The organism is Actinosynnema sp. NPDC050801 (assembly GCF_040673975.1).
Taxonomy (GTDB): domain Bacteria; phylum Actinomycetota; class Actinomycetes; order Mycobacteriales; family Pseudonocardiaceae; genus Actinosynnema.
In genome coordinates, this window is record NZ_JBFAQZ010000001.1 from 366,218 (window position 1) to 384,531 (window position 18,314).

Annotated in this window: 17 protein-coding genes; 7 read left to right on the forward strand and 10 right to left on the reverse strand. The window is 71.0% G+C overall.

Annotated elements, in window-relative coordinates; genetic code table 11:
- Nucleotides 1-7: 7 nt before the first annotated feature.
- Nucleotides 8-880: an LLM class flavin-dependent oxidoreductase gene (locus AB0K14_RS01795; protein ID WP_360454376.1), complete on the reverse strand. Its 873-nt coding sequence runs from the start codon at nucleotides 878-880 to the stop codon at nucleotides 8-10.
- A gap of 47 nt (nucleotides 881-927) precedes the next feature.
- Here AB0K14_RS01795 and AB0K14_RS01800 point away from each other — a divergent pair, with 47 nt between their 5' ends.
- Both AB0K14_RS01800 and AB0K14_RS01805 read left to right on the forward strand, forming a co-directional pair.
- Nucleotides 928-1,746, forward strand: coding sequence for an HAD family hydrolase (locus AB0K14_RS01800; RefSeq protein ID WP_360454379.1), 819 nt, complete (start codon nucleotides 928-930; stop codon nucleotides 1,744-1,746).
- A gap of 42 nt (nucleotides 1,747-1,788) precedes the next feature.
- Nucleotides 1,789-2,730 carry an NAD-dependent epimerase/dehydratase family protein gene (locus AB0K14_RS01805; RefSeq protein WP_360454382.1) on the forward strand — a complete coding sequence of 314 codons (942 nt, stop codon included), beginning with the start codon at nucleotides 1,789-1,791 and terminating at the stop codon, nucleotides 2,728-2,730.
- 66 nt (nucleotides 2,731-2,796) lie between these two features.
- On the opposite strand, the gene AB0K14_RS01810 is transcribed toward AB0K14_RS01805, so the two are convergent.
- Genes AB0K14_RS01810 through AB0K14_RS01825 form a run of 4 tightly spaced genes read right to left on the reverse strand, consistent with a single transcriptional unit; the run spans nucleotide 2,797 to nucleotide 6,314 of the window.
- A complete protein-coding gene (locus AB0K14_RS01810; RefSeq protein ID WP_360454385.1) occupies nucleotides 2,797-3,183 on the reverse strand; it encodes a DUF2304 domain-containing protein in 387 nt (128 codons plus the stop codon).
- A 1-nt stretch (nucleotide 3,184) separates the two neighbouring features.
- Nucleotides 3,185-3,874, reverse strand: coding sequence for a glycosyltransferase family 2 protein (locus tag AB0K14_RS01815; RefSeq protein ID WP_360454388.1), 690 nt, complete (start codon nucleotides 3,872-3,874; stop codon nucleotides 3,185-3,187).
- Between the two features lie 45 nt (nucleotides 3,875-3,919).
- On the reverse strand, nucleotides 3,920-5,059 hold the full coding sequence (locus AB0K14_RS01820) for a glycosyltransferase (RefSeq protein WP_360454391.1): 1,140 nt from the start codon (nucleotides 5,057-5,059) through the stop codon (nucleotides 3,920-3,922).
- Nucleotides 5,060-5,069: 10 nt separating this feature from the next.
- Complete coding sequence (locus AB0K14_RS01825) at nucleotides 5,070-6,314, reverse strand: hypothetical protein (protein ID WP_360454394.1); 1,245 nt, start codon at nucleotides 6,312-6,314, stop codon at nucleotides 5,070-5,072.
- 96 nt (nucleotides 6,315-6,410) lie between these two features.
- Here AB0K14_RS01825 and AB0K14_RS01830 point away from each other — a divergent pair, with 96 nt between their 5' ends.
- The 5 genes from AB0K14_RS01830 (at nucleotide 6,411) to AB0K14_RS01850 (ending at nucleotide 14,294) form a co-directional block, all read left to right on the forward strand.
- Entirely contained in the window at nucleotides 6,411-7,181 is a 771-nt protein-coding gene (locus tag AB0K14_RS01830; RefSeq protein WP_360454397.1) for a glycosyltransferase family A protein, read from the forward strand.
- A gap of 76 nt (nucleotides 7,182-7,257) precedes the next feature.
- A complete protein-coding gene (locus tag AB0K14_RS01835) occupies nucleotides 7,258-9,201 on the forward strand; it encodes a DUF6541 family protein (RefSeq protein WP_360454399.1) in 1,944 nt (647 codons plus the stop codon).
- A 34-nt stretch (nucleotides 9,202-9,235) separates the two neighbouring features.
- Nucleotides 9,236-10,471, forward strand: a complete 1,236-nt coding sequence (gene glf / locus AB0K14_RS01840) for a UDP-galactopyranose mutase (RefSeq protein ID WP_360454402.1) — start codon at nucleotides 9,236-9,238, stop codon at nucleotides 10,469-10,471.
- A gap of 7 nt (nucleotides 10,472-10,478) precedes the next feature.
- Complete coding sequence (locus AB0K14_RS01845; protein WP_360454405.1) at nucleotides 10,479-12,350, forward strand: glycosyltransferase; 1,872 nt, start codon at nucleotides 10,479-10,481, stop codon at nucleotides 12,348-12,350.
- 87 nt (nucleotides 12,351-12,437) lie between these two features.
- The gene (locus tag AB0K14_RS01850) at nucleotides 12,438-14,294 is read left to right on the forward strand and encodes a glycosyltransferase (protein WP_360454408.1); all 1,857 of its coding nucleotides are present in this window, start codon (nucleotides 12,438-12,440) and stop codon (nucleotides 14,292-14,294) included.
- Nucleotides 14,295-14,390: 96 nt separating this feature from the next.
- Here AB0K14_RS01850 and AB0K14_RS01855 read toward each other — a convergent pair whose 3' ends face one another.
- The 5 genes from AB0K14_RS01855 to AB0K14_RS01875 form a co-directional block, all read right to left on the reverse strand.
- A complete protein-coding gene (locus AB0K14_RS01855; protein ID WP_360454411.1) occupies nucleotides 14,391-14,603 on the reverse strand; it encodes a hypothetical protein in 213 nt (70 codons plus the stop codon).
- An 82-nt stretch (nucleotides 14,604-14,685) separates the two neighbouring features.
- Nucleotides 14,686-15,582, reverse strand: coding sequence for a glycosyltransferase family 2 protein (locus tag AB0K14_RS01860; protein ID WP_360454414.1), 897 nt, complete (start codon nucleotides 15,580-15,582; stop codon nucleotides 14,686-14,688).
- Between the two features lie 9 nt (nucleotides 15,583-15,591).
- Complete coding sequence (locus tag AB0K14_RS01865) at nucleotides 15,592-16,407, reverse strand: ABC transporter ATP-binding protein (RefSeq protein ID WP_360454417.1); 816 nt, start codon at nucleotides 16,405-16,407, stop codon at nucleotides 15,592-15,594.
- 19 nt (nucleotides 16,408-16,426) lie between these two features.
- Complete coding sequence (locus AB0K14_RS01870) at nucleotides 16,427-17,353, reverse strand: ABC transporter permease (RefSeq protein WP_360454420.1); 927 nt, start codon at nucleotides 17,351-17,353, stop codon at nucleotides 16,427-16,429.
- Nucleotides 17,354-17,401: 48 nt separating this feature from the next.
- Nucleotides 17,402-18,265, reverse strand: coding sequence for a class I SAM-dependent methyltransferase (locus AB0K14_RS01875; protein ID WP_360454423.1), 864 nt, complete (start codon nucleotides 18,263-18,265; stop codon nucleotides 17,402-17,404).
- Nucleotides 18,266-18,314: the final 49 nt, after the last annotated feature.

The following is an 18,314-nucleotide window of genomic DNA, read 5'->3' on the forward strand; positions in this document are numbered from 1 at the left end:
GGAGACGCTAGCCGACGAGTTCGGGCAGCACGTCGGCCGCGACCTGCTCCAGCACCGACTCGCTGCCCGCGTACACGCCATCCGCGCGCGGCCAGTGCACGACCAGGTCGGTGAAGCCCAGTTCACCGGCCCGACCGGCCACGTCCCGGAAGTGCTCCACGCCGCTCAGCGAGTACACCGGGCAGGAGTCGGCGTTGAGGTGGAAGTCGATCGACTCCTTGGCCCGCCCGATGCCGTCCAGCACCTCGCGGAACCGCTCGGCCATCCCGGCCACGCCCCGCCACCACGCCGCCTCGTCGTCGGTCTCCGGCCCGGTGGTGACCCAGCCGGTCCCGTACCGCGCCGCGACGCCCATCGCCTTCGGCCCGTTCGCCGCGACCACGAACGGCACCCTGGGCCGCTGCACGCAGCCGGGCGCCCCCCGGGCCTCGCGGATCTCGTAGTGCTCACCGCTGAACGTGGTCCGCTCCCGGGTCAGCAGCAGGTCCAGCGCGGTCACGAACTCCTCGAACCGGCCCTGCCTGCCGCGCGCCGGCGTGGCGCCCATCACCTCCGTGTCGTACCCCACACCGCCGGCGCCGACGCCGAGCGTGAAGCGGCCGTCGGAGAGGTCGTCGAGGGCGAGCAGCTCACGGGCGAACGGCACCGGGTGGCGGAAGTTCGGCGACGCGACCAGCGTGCCGAGGCGGATCTTCCCGGTCACCGAAGCCGCTGCTGCCAGCGTCGGAACGGCGCCGAACCACGGTCCGTCGACCAGTGAGCGCCAGCCCAGGTGGTCGTAGGTCCAGGCGTGGTGGAAGCCGTACTCCTCGGCTGCCTTCCACTTGTGTTCGGCCATCCACCAGCGGTGTTCGGGCAGGATCACAATCCCTGTGCGCACCCGGCGACGGTAGCCGAGTCCCTCCTCCGGGAGTGCACCATGTGGGGGTGCAGAGACCTTCCCTTGTGGCATCCGACGTCGACGGCACCCTGCTGACCCCCCTGGGACGGGTCAGCCCGCGCACGGCGGGCATGGTCGGCCGGGTGCTGGCCGCCGACGTCCCGTTCGTGCTCGCCACCGGCCGCCCGCCGCGCTGGGTGCCGGACGTGGCCGCGGCGGCGGGCCTCACCGGCTACGCCGTGTGCTCCAACGGCGCGGTGCTCTACGACATCGGCGGCGACCGCGTGGTCTCGGCCGAACTGCTCACCCCCGAGCAGCTGACCGACCTGGCCTCCGTGCTGGACGAGGCGCTGCCCGGCTGCGCGATGGCGGCCGAACGCGTCGGCGAGTCCGCCCGCAACCCGGCGGCGGCCGAGTTCATCGCCGACGAGCGCTACCTGCACCCGTGGGACGAGGGCGGGCAGCCGCTGCCCGGCCACCAGCGGGCCCAGCTGCTCGGCAAGCCCGCGGTGAAGCTGCTGGTCCGGCACCCGGGCATGACCTCGGACGAGATGGCGCGGGCGGCCGGACCGCTGGTCGGCGACTCCGTGGCGCTGACCTGGTCGACCAACGAGGGCCTGCTGGAGTTCGCCGCACCCGGCGTGACCAAGGCGTCGGGCCTGGCCGCGGTCGCGGAGCTCCTCGGTGTGCCCGCGCGCGGCGTGCTGGCGTTCGGCGACATGCCCAACGACGTGCCCATGCTGACGTGGGCGGGCCACGGCGTGGCCATGGCCAACGCCCACCAGGACGCCTTGGACGCCGCCGACGAGGTCACCGCGGCCAACTCCGAGGACGGGGTGGCACTGGTGCTGGAGCGGTGGTTCTAGGCTGCCCGTGACGACTCCCCGACCGACTCTGGAGAAACACCCGTGCGCGCACTCGTGACCGGCGGTGCCGGCTTCATCGGTTCGACCCTGGTCGACAGGCTCCTGAGGGACGGGCACGAGGTGCACGTCGTCGACGACCTGACCAGGGGCAAGCGGACGGCGCCCGCCGATCCGGCCCACGCCGACCGCTACTCGTTCTCGCGGGTGGACATCACCTCGCCGGAGCTGGCCGACGTGGTGGCGTCGTTCGGGCCCGAGGTGGTGTTCCACCTGGCCGCCCAGATCGACGTGCGGGTGTCGGTGGCCGAGCCGCTGCTCGACGCCAACAAGAACGTGCTGGGCACGGTCAACCTCGCCGAGGCCGCCCGCCGCGCGGGCGTGCGCAAGGTGCTGTTCGCCTCGTCCGGCGGCTCGATCTACGGCACGCCCGAGGCGCTCCCGGTGGCGGAGACCACGCCGATCAACCCGAAGTCGCCCTACGCGGCGTCCAAGGTGTCCGGCGAGGTGTACCTGAACACCTACCGGCAGCTGTACGGCCTGGAGTGCACCCACCTGGCGCTGGCCAACGTGTACGGCCCCCGGCAGGACCCGCACGGCGAGGCGGGCGTGGTGGCCATCTTCGCGTCCGCGCTGCTCGCGGGCCGCCCGACGAAGGTGTTCGGCGACGGCGGCAACACCCGCGACTACGTGTTCGTGGAGGACGTCGTGTCGGCGTTCATCGCGGCCTCCGGTGAGGCGGGCGGCGGTCGGCGCTACAACATCGGCACCGCGCACCAGGTGTCCGACCGCGAGCTGCACACCCTCGTCGCGCAGGCGGCGGGCGTGGCCGACGAACCCGAGTTCGCCCCGGCCCGCCTCGGCGACCTGCGCGCGTCGGCCATCGACCCGTCGCTCGCGCAGGCCGAGCTGGGCTGGAAGCCCGAGGTGGACATCGCCACCGGCGTGCGGCTGACCGTGGACTACTTCCGCTCGCTGGAGGGCTGACCGCGCACGGCGAACGGGCCGGTCACTCCCACCCGGGAGTGACCGGCCCGTTCGCGTAGGTCCAGGTCAGGCGGTGTGCGCCGGGTCTTCCGCGCGCTCGACGACCGCGGGGGCGTCGGCCGGCTCGGGAGCCTCCGCGTTGCGCAGCGCGATGGCGCGGGCCAGGCGCGCGTAGCGCAGCTCCAGCTCCTTGAACCGCAGGTAGGTGTTGATGGTCTGGAAGCCGAACGCCACGACCAGGGCGTAGAGCAGCAGGTCGGTGCCGCGGCCGACGCCGACGAACTCGGCGACCTTCGAGACCTCCACCGGCCTGACGACGGCGACCACCGCGAGCACCAGGAACAGCAGGAAGCCGATCTTGACGCCGGCCGCGGTCTTGGTCGTGCCGTGGTTCTTGAGGAAGAACACCAGCAGCACGATGACCGCGGCGATGAGCAGGAACTGGATCAGCATGTCAGCGCCTGGACCCCGTCTTGAGAGCCGAGTCGAACAGGATGTTCACGCCGTTGATGAGCGACTGCCCCTTGGACATCGAGTACTCCGTGTAGAGGATCTCGACCTGCTCCTCGGTGACCCGCCACCCGCGCTGCGAGATCATGTCGACGATCTGCGACGCGTGGCCCATGCCGTTCAGCGTGATGCGGAGCTCGTCCGCCACCTTCTTGTTGAACACCCGCAGCCCGTTGTGGGCGTCCGACAGCTTCAGCTTCCGCAGCCGCGGGCTGATCGCCACCACGGTCCGCAGCACCACGCGCTTGATCAGCGGGATGTGGGAGGCGTCGCCCTTGAACCGGGTGCCGACGATGATGTCGACCGGTTCGGCGCGCAGCCGCTCCAGCATCCGCACCACGTCCGCGACCTGGTGCTGGCCGTCGGCGTCGAAGGTCACGAAGTACTCGGCGCCCGGCCGCGCGCGGGCGTACTCGACGCCCGTCTGGATCGCCGCGCCCTGGCCGAGGTTGACCGGGTGCTGCACCAGGTGAGCGCCCGTGCCGCGGATCGCGTCCGCTGAGCCGTCCCGGCTACCGTCGTCGACGCACACGATGTTCGGGAACGTCTGGAGCGCGTTGCGCACCACGTCCGCGATCACCTGTGCTTCGTTGTAGACGGGCACGACCAGCCATACGTCAGACTGGTCCGCCACGGCGGCCTCCCTGGCGAGTGAGTCGGATGGGGTTCGCGCAACAGGCTAGCGCGCGGTCCGGTCCCCGCCGTCGCCGACCAGCATTGCGGTGAACTCGGCGATGGTCCGCTCCCACGAGAAGCGCTCGCGGGTGATCTCGCCGAGCTTCGCCGCGCGGGCCTCGCGCTCGGGGTCGGACACGGCCGACTCCAGCGCGACGGCCAGCGCCTCGGGGTCCCGCGCGGGCACCAGCCAGCCGGTCACGCCGTGGTCCAGGATCTCGGCCGTGCCGCCCACGTCGGTGGCCACGACCGTGCAGCCGATGGCCGCCGCCTCCAGCACGGTGGTCGGAAGGCCCTCGGTCCAGCTCGGGTTGACGAACAGGGTGGCGCAGGCCATCTCGCGCAGCGCGGTGTCGTGGTCGACCTCGCCGAGGAACTCGACGCTCTCGTCCAGGCCGAGCCGCTCCACCTGGGCGCGCAGCTCCGCCGCGGCCGGGCCGTCGCCGCACAGCCGCAGCCTCAGCGGCACGCCCCGCCGGTGCAGGGCCGCGGTCGCGGTGAGCAGGTCGGCCACGCCCTTGCCGTTGATGAGCCTGCCCACGAAGCAGGCCACCGGGGGGCCGTCGCCGACCGGTCGCGAGGTCACGCCCTCGGGCAGCTCGATGCCCCGGTACAGCACCGTCGCCTCGCGCTTGGCCAGGTCGCTCACGAACCGCCCAGCCGACTGCGACACCGCGACCACGCCGTCGGCCCAGCGCAGCACCGGTTGGCTGGTCAGCAGGTCGACGGTGGCGGCGACGAACCGGACGAACCAGCCGCCGCTCTGCACCGGGCTCGACCCGTGCTCGACGTGCAGCCTGCGCAGGCCCTTCCGCTTGGCGAACAGCGCCGCCCACAGGTGCGGCCAGTAGAACCGGGTGTGCGTCATCAGCACGGTGTCCGGGCCGCACAGCGCGCGCAGCTTCCTGGTGAAACCGGGGTAGGGCACGGGGTAGTGCGAGATCACCTCTCGCCCCGGCCAGCGCACCACGGTCCACCGGTCGCCCAGCCGCTGCACGCCCGCCGGCGCGCCGACGGCGGAGGTGAACACGGTGATCCGCAGGTTCGGGTCGGCCTCCAACATGCGCCGGTGCAGTTCGTGCGCGTACGCCTCGACCCCACCCTTGTGCGGCGGGTAGTAGACCGGCATGTCGACCAGGTGCACGGCCACGAATCTAAGCCCTGTCCCGATGCCCGAGCAGGCCGCCCCAGGCCAGCGCGGCGGCGGTCAGCCACGCCAGCACCATGCCGAACGCGACGCCCATGACGCCGAACAGCAGGCCCAGGCCCGCGACGAGGGCGATCTCGGTGACGAACTGGACGGTGCGCACCCTCGGCCCGAGCCACGCCCGACCGCTCGCCTTGCCCGCGACCAGCGCCGTCTGGGCCGTGGCCAGCAGGAACGCGTACGCCAGCAGCACCAGCACGACCGGCCGCAGGCCTTCCCACGGCGTGCCGAGCGCGGCGGTGAGCAGGTCGGCGGGCGCGACCAGGGTCAGGCCCGCGAACACCAGGCTGACCACCGCGGCCAACCCGGAGACCAGCACCGGCGCCCGCACCACCTCGCGGGCCGACCGGCCGGCCAGGTGCGCGAGCAGCGCGTTGCTGATGCCGATGAACAGGACGGTGAGCGCGGTCACCGGGACCAGCGCCTTGCGCAGCAGGCCGAGCCCGTCCAGGCCGACGACCCACGCGGTCACGCCGAACGTGGCCCAGGTGCCCGCGGTCAGGTAGATCGCGTCGATGAGGAACCCCGGCAGCAGCGACCGGCGGTCCCGCAGCCAGTCGCGCACCGCGCCGACCGCGAACGGCCCGCCGGTCAGCCACGCGCAGGCCGCCGCCACGGGCACCGCGGTCAGCGCCCAGATCAGGTAGGTGGACGAGGCGTCCAGCTCGCCGACGAGCACGGCCACGCCGACCGCGCCGAGGAACAGCACCAGCCACGAGCCGTCCAGCGCCAGCGCCCGCAACGGCCGCTGCCGCGCGTACGAGACGTACCGGCCGTGGTCGAGCACCGCGGTGAACGGCGAGGCCAGCGCCTGGATCAGCAGCAACGTCCTGGCGGGCCCGTCCAGCAGCAGCCCGACGACCAGGCACACCACCCCGATCGCCAGACCGAGCAGCAACGAGGTCGCCGCCGCGCCGCGCACGCCGCGCGCGTCACCGTTCGCGACCGCCTTGGCCACCAGCAGCGGTTCCGCCGCGACCGCGCGACCGAGGTACCACTGGCCGATCTGCACGATCGCGACCAGCGAGAACACCCCGAACTCGGCGTCGGTCGACACCGGCGCGGCGACCAGCTGGACGGCGAAGGTGATGGCGCTGAACACCAGCTGGTCGATGGTGACCGCGGACTGGCGCACCGCCGTGCCGGCCAACGCGCGCAGACCGTCGAGCCTGGATCTGTTCGCCGCCGTCACGGTGTCCTCTGCTTGCGGGGTGCGGATGCTCAAGGGTGCTGGAGCGGGCCTTACTGTACGGCGTTGGCCGATCCCTCCCCGCAGCAGGAGAACCCCATGCCATCGCCGGTGTCCGTGGTGATCCCGTGCGCGCCCGAGGCGGACTTCCTGCCCGAGACGCTCCGCTCGGTCGCCGAGCAGACCCACCAGGACTGGGAGGTCGTGCTCGTGCTGGACGGCGAGTGCGAGCGCAACCGGGCCGCCGCGCGCACCCTCCCCGACGACCGCGTGCAGGTGCACCTCACGCCCGCGCCGCGCAGCGGGCCCGCCGTCGGCCGCAACATCGGGCTCGACGCCGCCAAGCACGACCTGGTGGCCTTCCTCGACGCCGACGACCTGTGCATGCCGCAGCGCCTGGCGCACCAGGTCGCCGTGCTGGAGCAGCGGCCCGGCCTCGGCCTGGTCGGCGCGTGGGCCCGGCAGATCGACCCGTCCGGCCAGGTCGTCGGCGAGATGCACTCGGCCATCGGGCCCGAGGTCGCGCGCACCATGCTGCTCTTCAACTGCCTCATCACCTCGACCGTCGTCGTCCGCAAGGAGCTGGCCGCGCAGGTGGGCGGCTTCGACCCGCGCCTGGTGCGGCTGGAGGACTACGACCTGTGGCTGCGCGTGATGGCGCGCGCGGACGGCGACGTGCTGCCCGAGGAGCTGGTCGGCTACCGCGTGCACCCCGGCCAGTACAGCCGCGGCGCGCTCATGGGTCGGCACACCAAGCTGTTGCGGCGGTCCAAGCAGGCGCTGGCCGAGCGGATCGGCGTGAGCGGCCTCGGCGTCGCCGCCCGGCACGCCGCGTGGCTGGGCGTGCAAGTGGCCCACCGCCGCTGGTGAGGACCGCGCGGGTACTCTGCGGTCGCGAGCGGGACGGGGACCCGCGCCCACGCCAAGTGATCGGGTTGCTGACACGATGAGTGCTGCACTGCTGGTGCTGTTGCTGCTCTGGGTGCCTGGCCTGTTGTTCGGCGCGGCCATCCGACTGCGGGGGTGGACGCTGGTCGCCGCGGCGCCCGCGCTGACCTACGGCCTGGTCGCGATCGGCGGCCTGCTGCTGGGCAAGCTCGGCGTCTCGTGGACGCTGCTCACCTTCGGCGCGTGGGCGCTCGCTGCCTCGGTCGTGCTGTTCGCCGTGACCACGCTGGTGCAGCGCCGGTGGCCCGCCCGGGTCGAGGACGACGAGCCGCGCGTGTCGCGCCGCGGCCACCTGGTCGTCGCCGCCGGTGTCGCGATCGGCCTCGCGGTCGGCGCGGTCACGTTCCTGCGCGGCATCAGCAGCCTCGACCGCCTCGCCCAGGACTGGGACGCGCCGCACCACGGCAACCTCGTGCGCTGGCTCGCCGAGCACCAGACGTCGCTGGTCTCCAGCGCGGGCGCGATCGGCAACCAGCCGGAGAACGCGAACTACTTCTACCCGGCCACCTACCACCAGCTGCTGGCGCTGCTGCTCGACCAGTTCGGCGTCACGCTGCCGCAGCTGCTCAACTCCGGCGCGCTGAGCACGGTCCTGGTGTGGCCGGTCGGCATCGCCGCGATGGGCCTGGCGTGGAAGCTGCCCGCGCGCATGGTCGCGCCGGCCGCCGCCGTGTCCACGTGGTTCTCCCCGTTCCCCTACGACTCGCTGTGGCGCGGCCCGCTGTGGCCCTACGTCGCGGGCATCGCGCTGCTGCCCGCCGTGCTGGCGCTGGTCACGTACCTGGTCCGGCCGCGCGGCATCACCGGGCCGGTCGCGATCGCGGTGTCGGCGGCGGCGCTGGTCGGTCTGCAGCCCAGCCTGGCGTTCATCCTCGCCGGCCTGCTCGGCGTGATCTTCCTGGCCTGCGTGCTCCGGCTGGTGCCGGTCGACTGGAAGCGCGCGTGGCCGACGCTGGCGGCGGTGGCCGTGCTGGGCGCGCTCGGCGCCGCGCCGCTGATCCTGCCCTCCATGGGCGCGGCCGACGGCGTGGCCGCCATGGTGTGGCCCTCGGAGGCCACGCCCGCCGGCGCGTTCGGGCAGATGCTGACCTTCTCCGGCGTGGTCGACTTCCCGCAGTGGTGGATCGGCGTGCCCGCGCTGTTCGGCATCGTGGTCATGGCCCGGCGGCGGCTGATGGTGTGGATGGTCGGCGTGTGGCTCGCGTTCGGCGGGCTGTACGCGGTGACCGTGTCGCTGGAGGGCGCGATCATCCAGCGCCTGACCGGCTACTTCTACAACGACCACTGGCGGCTCGCGGTCATGCTGCCGCTGCCGGGCGCCATCGCGTTCGGCGTGGCCGTGGTCGCGGTCGGCACGTGGGTCGTCGACCGCTACGCCGGCCGCGTGCCCGCGCTCGCCCGCTCACCCTGGGCGCCGGTGGCCGTCAGCGTGGTGTTCTTCCTGCTCATCGGCCTGATCAGCGGCGCGTACATCGGGCGCAACAGCGCTCGCCTGGCGGGCAACTACCAGAACGGGCCGACGGTCAGCGACGGCGAGCTGGCCGCCTACCGGTGGCTGGCCGAGCACGTGCGGCCCGGCGAGCGGGTGATGAACGACGTGTTCGACGGCAGCGGCTGGCTCTACGCGATGGCCGAGGTCGAGCCGGTCGAGTGGACGTTCTACGGCACGCCCGCGGGCACGCCGAGCAACTACCTGGTCAAGCACCTCAACGAGCTCGACGAGGACCCGGAGGTGCGCGAGGACCTGACCGAGCTGAAGGTCCGGTACGTGATCATGGGCCGCGGTTTCGTGCGCAAGGAGAACCGCATCGCACCCGGGTTCGTCGGCCTGGACCGCACGCCGGGCTTCACCGAGGTGTTCCGGAACTCCGATTCGGTGATTTACGAAATCGAGGGCCAGGCGAGCGCGGTCGAAGGCGCCTCGGCGGGGGCCGGCCGGTGAGCGTATCGACCCGTCAGAGTCTTGCTTTCACCCCATGGGGTGTGGGCAGTCGCGTCCGGTCACTGCCGTACCCTCGACTGCTGTGAGCTTCGCTGGATTTGACCTGATCGTCGTCGGTTCCGGTTTCTTCGGCCTGACGGTCGCCGAACGCACCGCATCACAGCTCGGCAAGCGCGTGCTCGTGCTGGAACGCCGTGCCCACATCGGCGGCAACGCCTATTCCGAGGCCGAGCCCGAGACGGGCATCGAGGTGCACCGGTACGGCGCGCACCTGTTCCACACCTCCAACAAGCGGGTGTGGGACTACGTCAACCAGTTCACCGAGTTCACCGGGTACCAGCACCGGGTGTTCGCGATGCACGCCGGCCAGGCCTACCAGTTCCCCATGGGCCTGGGCCTCATCTCGCAGTTCGTCGGCCGCTACCTGAGCCCCGAGGAAGCCCGCGCGTGGGTCGCCGAGCACGCCGCCGAGATCGACTCCAAGGACGCGAAGAACCTGGAGGAGAAGGCGATCTCGCTCATCGGCCGCCCGCTGTACGAGGCGTTCGTGCGCGACTACACGGCCAAGCAGTGGCAGACCGACCCGAAGGAGCTGCCCGCGGCGGTCATCAGCCGCCTGCCGGTGCGCTACACCTTCGACAACCGCTACTTCAACGACACCTACGAGGGCCTGCCCGTCGACGGGTACACCGCGTGGTTGGAGCGGATGGCGGACCACCCGAACATCGAGGTGCGGCTCGACACCGACTACTTCGACGTCCGCGACGAGATCCCGGCGGGCACGCCCGTGGTCTACACCGGCCCGCTCGACCGCTACTTCGACTACAGCGAGGGCTGGCTGGGCTGGCGCACGCTCGACTTCGAGCAGGAAGTCCTGCCGGTGGGCGACTTCCAGGGCACGCCGGTCATGAACTACAACGACGCCGAGGTGCCGTACACCCGGATCCACGAGTTCCGGCACTTCCACCCCGAGCGCGAGTACCCCGCCGACAAGACGGTCATCGTGCGCGAGTTCTCGCGGGCCGCGGAGAAGGAAGACGAGCCGTACTACCCGATCAACACCGCCGAGGACCGGGCGAAGCTGGAGCGCTACCGGGAACTCGCGCGGCGCGAAGCCGCCGAGCGTAACGTCGTCTTCGGTGGTCGACTGGGCACCTACAAGTACCTGGACATGCACATGGCGATCGGTTCCGCGCTGAGCGTGTTCGACAACAAGATCGCCCCGCACCTGGCCTCCGGTCGGGCGCTGGACGGTTCGCTGGAGGACTGATTCGGTTATGTCGGGCAACTCCACCCTCGTCGAGCACGAGGCTCCGGAGAAACTGCTGGCGCAACGCGGCCTGTTCGCCGGGCCGTCGCAGATCGTCTCGGAGGACCTCTACGCCGAGATCTCCCAGGGCATCGCCGACCGCGAGCGGCACCGCCTGGTCGTGCACCCGCACGCCACGGTGTCGATGAACACCTACTTCGGCCGGTTCCCGGCCACCTACTGGCAGCGGTGGTGCGTCAGCCCCGAGGTGGAGCTGAGCCTGACCCTGACCGGTTCCGGCACGGTCTCGGTCGTCGCGTCCGACGCCGAGGGCGAGTCCCGGACCATCGTCGCCGAGCAGGTCTCCGGGGCGAAGACCCAGGTCGTCACCATGACGGCGAAGATCGACAAGTTCACCGACGGCGGCGCGCTGTGGTTCGACGTCGTCACCGGTGAGCACCAGCTGGTCGTCGAGCAGGCCCGGTGGACGGTCGCGCCGCCCAGGCGGGTCCGGCCGACCGCGATCGTGATCTGCACGTTCAACCGGGTCGAGGACTGCCTCAACACCATGGCGGCCCTCGCGTCCGACTCCGAGCCGCTCGGCCTGGTCGACGCGGTGTACGTGGTGGACCAGGGCAGCGACGCGGTCGAGTCGCGGCCCCGGTTCGCCGAGGTCTCCGCCGCGCTGGGCGACAAGCTGCGCTACATCCGCCAGCCCAACCTCGGTGGCGCCGGCGGCTTCACCCGCGGCCTCTACGAGGTCATGGAGGTCGACCACGCCGAGCACGCCAACGTGCTCTTCATGGACGACGACGTGCTGTGCGAGCCGGAGATCGTGGTCCGCACGACCGCGTTCGCCAACCGCACCGCGCAGCCGGTCATCGTCGGCGGCCAGATGCTGTACCTGCTGCACCCGAACCACCTGCACGTGGGCGCGGAGTACGCCAACCTCGACACGCTGGCCCCCGGCCAGGTCGTGGAGGGCGCGCTGCACGACGCCGACCTCACCGGGTACGACGAGGAGACCGGCAAGCGCAACGTGCAGGACCGCCGGGTCGACGCGGGCTACAACGGCTGGTGGTCGTGCCTGATCCCGTCGGAGATCGTCAAGGCGGTGGGCTACCCGCTGCCGCTGTTCTTCCAGTGGGACGACATCGAGTACGGCTTCCGCGCGCGGGCGCACGGGTTCGCCACGGTCACGCTGCCGGGCGCGGGCGTGTGGCACGCCGACTTCCACTGGAAGGACTGGGACGACTGGCACCGGTACTTCAACCTGCGCAACGCCCTGATCACCTCGGCGCTGCACAGCCAGTTCGACCCGAAGCGGATCTGCCGGTCCATGGCGGGCCAGCTCGCCACCTACCTGGTCGGCATGCAGTACGGCCTGGCCGCCACCCAGCTCAAGGCCATCGAGGACTTCCTCAAGGGCCCCGACGTGCTGCGTGACGGCGGCGTCGAGGCGGCGGCGGAGATCCGCAAGCTGCGCGCCGAGTTCCCCGAGACCATCAAGCACCCGGCCTCGGAGGTGCCCGGCATCTCGTCCGGCGACCTGCCGCTGATCACGGCGCCGCCCGCGCCGCGGCTGTTCGCGCCGGTGCTGGCCAAGCGCGTGGTCAACCAGCTCCTCGGCCGCAGCGTGCACGACGTCGGCGCGGTGGCCGCGGGCGACTCGGCGTGGTGGCACGTGTCGCTGTTCAACACCGCGGTGGTCACCGACGCGTCCCAGGAGGGCGTGCGGGTCCGGCGGCGCGACCGCGAGCTCGCCATCCGGCTCGGCAAGCAGGGCACCAGGCTGCTCAAGGAGCTGTACCAGCGCGCTCCCGAGATGCAGCGCGCCTACCGCGACGCGATGGGCGAGCTGACCAGCCGCGAGAACTGGCAGCGGTTGTACGACCTCTGATCGGTGTGGCGGGGCGGCCCTTCGCGGGTCGCCCCGCTTCTCTTCCTCCCCGTCCTCCTCACGCGCTTCTCACCGTAGGGACCTGTTGTGGACGCAGTGCACCGGATCATCCTGCCGAGGGACGACGACCCGCTGGACGTCCGGCCGATGTACCTGGACGAACCGCAGAACGTGCACTGCCAGGTGGACTCCCGGCGCGGCCTGACCGTGCCCGAGCACGCCAAGGTGTCGTTCGCGACCTACTTCAACGCCTTCCCCGCCAGCTACTGGAAGCGGTGGACGGTCGTGGACGAGGTCGTGCTGCGGATGCGGGTGCGCGGCTCCGGCCGGGTCGACGTGTACCGCTCCAAGCCCAGCGGCGACGTCGTGCACCTGGAGGGCGAGTTCGTCCGGGACGCGGCGGACTGGACGACGCTCGAGTTCCCGGTGTCGCTGCGGCCGTTCGAGGACGGCGGGCTGATCTGGTTCGACGTGTTCACGCACGAGGCGGTGCTGGAGATCCAGGACGCCGAGTGGGCCGTGCGGACGCCGTTGCCGGCGAAGAAGGTCGCGGTCAGCATCACCACCATGCGCCCGCACGACGCGGTGGCGGCGCTGCGGGCGCTGGGCAGCGACCCCGCCGTGCTCGACGTCGTGAGCAACGTGTTCGTGGCCGACCAGGGCGCGGTGAAGGTGCGTTCGGTGGCGGGCTTCGCGGAGGCGGAGGCCGGGCTCGGCGGCCGCCTGGAGGTCATCGAGCAGGACAACCTCGGCGGCGCGGGCGGGTTCACCCGGGGCATGTTCGAGGCGGTCGAGCACACCGACGCCGACCAGATCATGCTCATGGACGACGACATCCGGCTGGAGCCGGAGGCCGTGCTGCGGTCCAACGCGTTCGCGCGGGCGGCGGCGTCGCCGGTCATCGTCGGCAGCCACATGCTGAACCTGCAGGCCAGGACCAGGATCCACAGCACGGCGGAGATCGTCGACCTGGGCACCTGCTTCTGGCGGGCCGCGCCGGGCGCGGTGACCGACCACGACTTCGCCACGTCGTCGCTGCGCGAGACGCCCGAGCTGCACCCCAGGGTCGACGCCACCTACAACGGCTGGTGGATGTGCCTGTTCCCGCGCGAGGTGGTGGAGCGGACCGGCTACCCGCTGCCGCTGTTCATCAAGTGGGACGACGCCGAGTACTCGCTGCGGGCGCTGGAGCACGGCTACCCGACGGTGTCGCTGCCGGGTTCGGCGGTGTGGCACATGCCGTGGACGGACAAGAACGACTCGACCGACTGGCAGGCCTACTTCCACACCCGCAACCGGCTGGTCCTGGCCGCGCTGCACAGCCCGTACGACGTGCGTTCGGTCATCGTGAAGCACGGGTTGAAGCTGTCGCTGCGGCACCTGCTGTCCATGGAGTACTCCACCGTGGCGTTGCAGCAGAAGGCGATCGAGGACTTCCTGGCGGGCCCGGCGGGGCTGTTCGACTCGCTGCGCACGGCGTTGCCGATGGTGCGGGCGATGCGGGCGGAGTTCAGCGACGCCCAGCGCCTGGAGTCGGCGCGCGAGTTCCCGCCGCCGACGTTCGACATGGTGCGCGCGGAGGCGTTGCTCCAGCCGTCGAGGAGCAAGGCGACGATCGCGGTGCGCGCGGCGAAGTCCGTGCTGCACAACCTGCGCCCGCCGCAGCCCGCCGCAGGCGACCGGCCGCAGCTCAACGTGCCCGCCCTCAACGCCCGGTGGTTCCTGCTGGGCAACCTGGACAGCGCCACGGTCTCCACGGCCGACGGCACCGGCGTCGCGTTCTACAAGCGCGACCCCGAGCAGTTCCGCACCCTGATGGCGAGGGCCGTCCGCAACTACCGCAGGCTGGGCAAGGAGTGGCCCCGGCTGCGCCGGCAGTACCGCGACGCCCTGCCCGACCTCACGTCGGCCGAGCAGTGGCGCAAGGTGTTCGAGAACCGCTGACGCCCGCCGACCGCTGAGGCACTGAGGACCGCCGACCGCTGAGGCGCTCGTGACCGCCGGGGACCGTCGAAGGCCGCCGGTCCGAGGGCCGCGTGGCTAGTCGAAGTGCGCGGCGACGACGTGGCTGAAGTTGACCACGAACTCCTTGCCGTCGGCGGTCGTGATGGCCTGGGTGTGGCCGTTGCGCACGACCTGGATCAGGCGTGAGCCGAGGTCTTCGGCGGTCTCCTGGGATATCTTGACGGAGATCGGGTTCGGGTTCGCGGCCAGGTGCAGGACCAGCGTCGTCTTACGCGCTTCAGAAGTCATGCCGACAGCCCACCATCGGTGGGTTGACCAGGCAAGACAGGTTCGCCGTCAGCGATTCCGCGCCAAGCTGAACGCGGGCGGCTCACTTGCGGAAGAAGCGCTCCCGCTGACCCAGGCGCACCAGCTTCAGCCACTCCAGGAACGCCTTCGGGTCGCGCCGCACCGCGATGAAGTACAGCCCGAACCGGAACGCCTCCAGCAGCCCCAGCTTGCGCATGCCCGGCTGCGACAGCAGGTACCCGCGGTTGCGGTAGGTGTAGTAGCGCTTGACCGCGTTCTCCGGGTCCTGCGCGTGGAACCGGCCGCCGAGCATCGGCTTGAACTCGTCCGAACCGTCGGGGTGCAGGTAGGCGACCTTCAACGACGTGCCGAACGGCAGGCCGGTGCGCACCAGCCGCCGGTGGATCTCCACCTCGTCGCCCCGGAAGAACAGCCGGTAGTCCGGCACGCCGATGACGTCCACCGTGGACGCCTTGAACAGCGCACCGTTGAACAGCGACGCGATGCCCGGCAGGAAGTCGGTGCCCAGCTCGGCCGCGTTCCGCTTCCACGTCAACCCGCGCCGCAACGGGAACGCGAGCTTCTCCGGCCGCTCGATGTTCGTCACCATGGGCGAGATCGCGGCCAGCTTGCGCCGCTTCGCCTCCTCCAGCAGCACGGCGAGCACGGTCTCGTCCGCGGGTCGCCCGTCGTCGTCGGCCAGCCACAGCCAGTCCGCGCCCAGCGACAGCGCGTGCAGCATCCCCAGCGCGAACCCGCCCGCGCCACCCAGGTTGCGGTGCGAGGCCAGGTAGGTGGTCGGGATCGGGCACTGCGCGACCAGGTCGTCGACCGGCTGGTCGGGCCCGTTGTCCACGACCACCAAGTGGTCGAGGGGGCGGGTCTGCGAGGCCAGCACCTTCAACGAGTCGGCCAGCAACTCGCGCCGGTGCCGGGTCACCACGACCCCGACGACGGAGCCCTCCGGCAGTGCGCCCACGACGCTCACCTACTCGCCACCGTTCCCGCTCAGCACCCTCGGCTGACCGATCCGCTCCAGCGTCTCCGGGGCCATGTTCTCGAACGGGTCACGCCCCTTGTAGGAGGTGAGCACCTCCCGCAGCGATCCCTGCATCTTGACCTTGCCCTCGTCCATCCAGATCGCCGTGGTGCAGAACTCGGCGAGGAAGTCGTCGGAGTGGTTCGCGAACACCAGGATGCCCGATCGCTTGACCAGGTCGTTCATCCGGTCGCGCGCCTTGGCCATGAACGCCGCGTCGACGGCGCCGATGCCCTCGTCCAGGATCAGGATCTCCGGGTCGATCGACGTCACGATGCCCAGCGCCAGCCGCACCCGCATACCCGTCGAGTAGGTGCGCAGCGGCATCTGCAGGTAGTCGCCGAGCTCGGTGAACTCGGTGATGTCGTCGACCCGCTTCTCCATCTCCTTGCGGCTCATGCCGAGGAACAGACCGCGGATCATGATGTTCTCGTACCCGGAGATCTCCGGGTCCATGCCGACGCCGAGGTCGAACACGGGCGCGACCTTGCCGACGACGCGCGAACTGCCCCGCGTGGGCTCGTAGATGCCCGCGAGCAGCCGCAGCAGCGTGGACTTGCCGGCGCCGTTGTGGCCGACGAGCCCGACCCGGTCACCGTGCCGCAGCGAGATGTTGATGTCGTGCAGGGCTTCGATGATCGGGACGCGGCCCTCGGAGCCGATCTTGCCGCCGACCTTGCCCAGCGCGAGCTTCTTCAGCGACCTCGACTTGGCGTCGAAGATCGGGAAGTCGACCGAGGCGTTCCAGACGTCGATGCTGACCATGATGTGTTTGCGGCCTCACTCAGACCCAGTAGGAGACGCGGGCACGGTAGTTCCGCATCGCGATCAGCGCCAGTCCCCAGCCCACGACGGTGAACGCGCCGACGACCACCCAGTGGTGCCAGTCCTGCGCGTGACCGAGCATGGGGGCGCGGACGATCTCCACGTAGTGGTAGATGGGGTTCAGCTCGGCGATCAGCATGCGCCAGTCGCCGTTCTCACCGCTGCCTTCGCCGCCGGTGACCTTGTTGAGCACGCCGACGTGCCAGACGATCGGCGTCATGAAGAAGATCAGGTTGATGAAGCTGCTGATCACCGGCGGGATGTCGCGGAACCGGGTGCTGATGATGCCGAACAGCAGCGCGACCCACACCCCGTTCAGCACGACGAGGGCGAGCGCGGGGATGGCCAGCAGCACCGTCCACGACAGGCCCGGCTGGAGGATCTTGTCGCCTTCCATCTTGTAGCTCTCGGTCAGCGTCGGGAAGAAGATCGCGACGACGACCAGGTAGACGACCAGGTTGTGGAAGAGGAAGAGCGTCTGGCGCCACACCATGCGCAGCACGTGCACCGTTATGGGCGCGGGCAGGTGCTTGATCAGGCCCTCGTTGGCGATGAAGACCTCGGTGCCCTCGGTCACCACGCCGAGGATGAAGTGCCAGATGATGAACCCGGCCGTGACGTACGGCAGGAACGTGCCCAGCTCCTGGTTGAACAGCTGCGAGTAGAGCAGGCCGAGCGCGAGCGCCGTGGTGCCCATGGAGATCGTGATCCACAGCGGGCCGATGACCGACCGGCGGTACCGCTGCTTGATGTCCTGCCACCCCAGGTGGCCCCACAGCTCCCGCTGCCGCCAGGCGTCGCGCACGTCGCCGAACGCGCGCGCGAACGTGCGCGAGTTGGGTGCCAGGGGAGCGGGAGGCCGCTCGACCGTACTCGTGGGTTGCACGAGTGGTGAGACTACCGGCGACGGGGTGTGGGCCCTGTCGCCGGGCTGTCACGGTGCGGTCACCCCTGCTTCGCCGGCCTCCGGCACCGCGGTCACCTTCATGATCACCTGTTCGTGATCGTACGTGTACCCGCAGTAGTCGAACTCGATCCCGGTGCGCTCGACGTACTCCGTCCAGGCCTTGTGCTCGTGCTCCTGCCACCCCGGGTAGTTGAAGTACTCGTCGAAGACGATCACCGTGCCGGGCACCAGCCGCGGCCCGACCAGGTCGAGCACGGTCTTGGTGGAGGAGTACAGGTCGCAGTCGACGTGCAGGAACGACACCGGGCCGGGGTGGCTGTCCAGGAAGGCGGGCAGGGTGTCGTCGAACCAGCCGACGACCAGCTCGGCGCCGTCCACGTCCGGCAGGCCGTCCATGCCGAACAGGCCGGCCGGGAAGCCGTTGCGCCAGTCCTCGGGCAGGCCCTCGAACGAGTCGAAGCCGTACACGTCGCGGCCCTCGAACGCGGTGGCGATCAGCTTGAGCGTGCCGCCGGTGTAGACGCCGAACTCCAGCGCCATGCCCTTGGCCTCGACCAGGCCGAGGCCGTGCTCCAGCGTCGCGTGCGGGTGGCCGAAGTGCGGCGCGGTCGGCAGGTGCCTGCGCACGAACCGGGCGCTCTCCAGGGCCGCTTCCTGCTCACCGGCGAACACCAGGTCGCGCCGCGCGCGGACCTCGTACTGGACCGTGGCGTCGACCGCCCGGTCGGCCTGCCTGCGCAGCTGCTCCACCTCGTGCTGGAGCCGGGCGATCCGCTGGGCCTGCTCGTGGTGGTAGGGGCGCACGACGTCGTCGATGACCCGGAAGATCTTGCCGCGCACGCGCTTCCGGAATTCTTCGACGAACGGGCTGTGCCGGACTTTGTCGAGCACTTGACGGCTCCTCTCGCGGGTGTGGCGGTGAACACGTTCGGGCAGCGCG

Excerpts from the sequence above, each read along its gene's own strand:
- AB0K14_RS01810 (WP_360454385.1), bottom strand. The coding sequence starts at position 3,183 with ATGCTGATCCAGTTCCTGCTCATCGCCGCGGTCATCGTGCTGCTGGTG.
- AB0K14_RS01830 (WP_360454397.1), top strand. The coding sequence starts at position 6,411 with ATGCCATCGCCGGTGTCCGTGGTGATCCCGTGCGCGCCCGAGGCGGAC.
- AB0K14_RS01835 (WP_360454399.1), top strand. The coding sequence starts at position 7,258 with ATGAGTGCTGCACTGCTGGTGCTGTTGCTGCTCTGGGTGCCTGGCCTG.
- glf (WP_360454402.1), top strand. The coding sequence starts at position 9,236 with ATGGGGTGTGGGCAGTCGCGTCCGGTCACTGCCGTACCCTCGACTGCT.
- AB0K14_RS01845 (WP_360454405.1), top strand. The coding sequence starts at position 10,479 with ATGTCGGGCAACTCCACCCTCGTCGAGCACGAGGCTCCGGAGAAACTG.
- AB0K14_RS01855 (WP_360454411.1), bottom strand. The coding sequence starts at position 14,603 with ATGACTTCTGAAGCGCGTAAGACGACGCTGGTCCTGCACCTGGCCGCG.
- AB0K14_RS01865 (WP_360454417.1), bottom strand. The coding sequence starts at position 16,407 with ATGGTCAGCATCGACGTCTGGAACGCCTCGGTCGACTTCCCGATCTTC.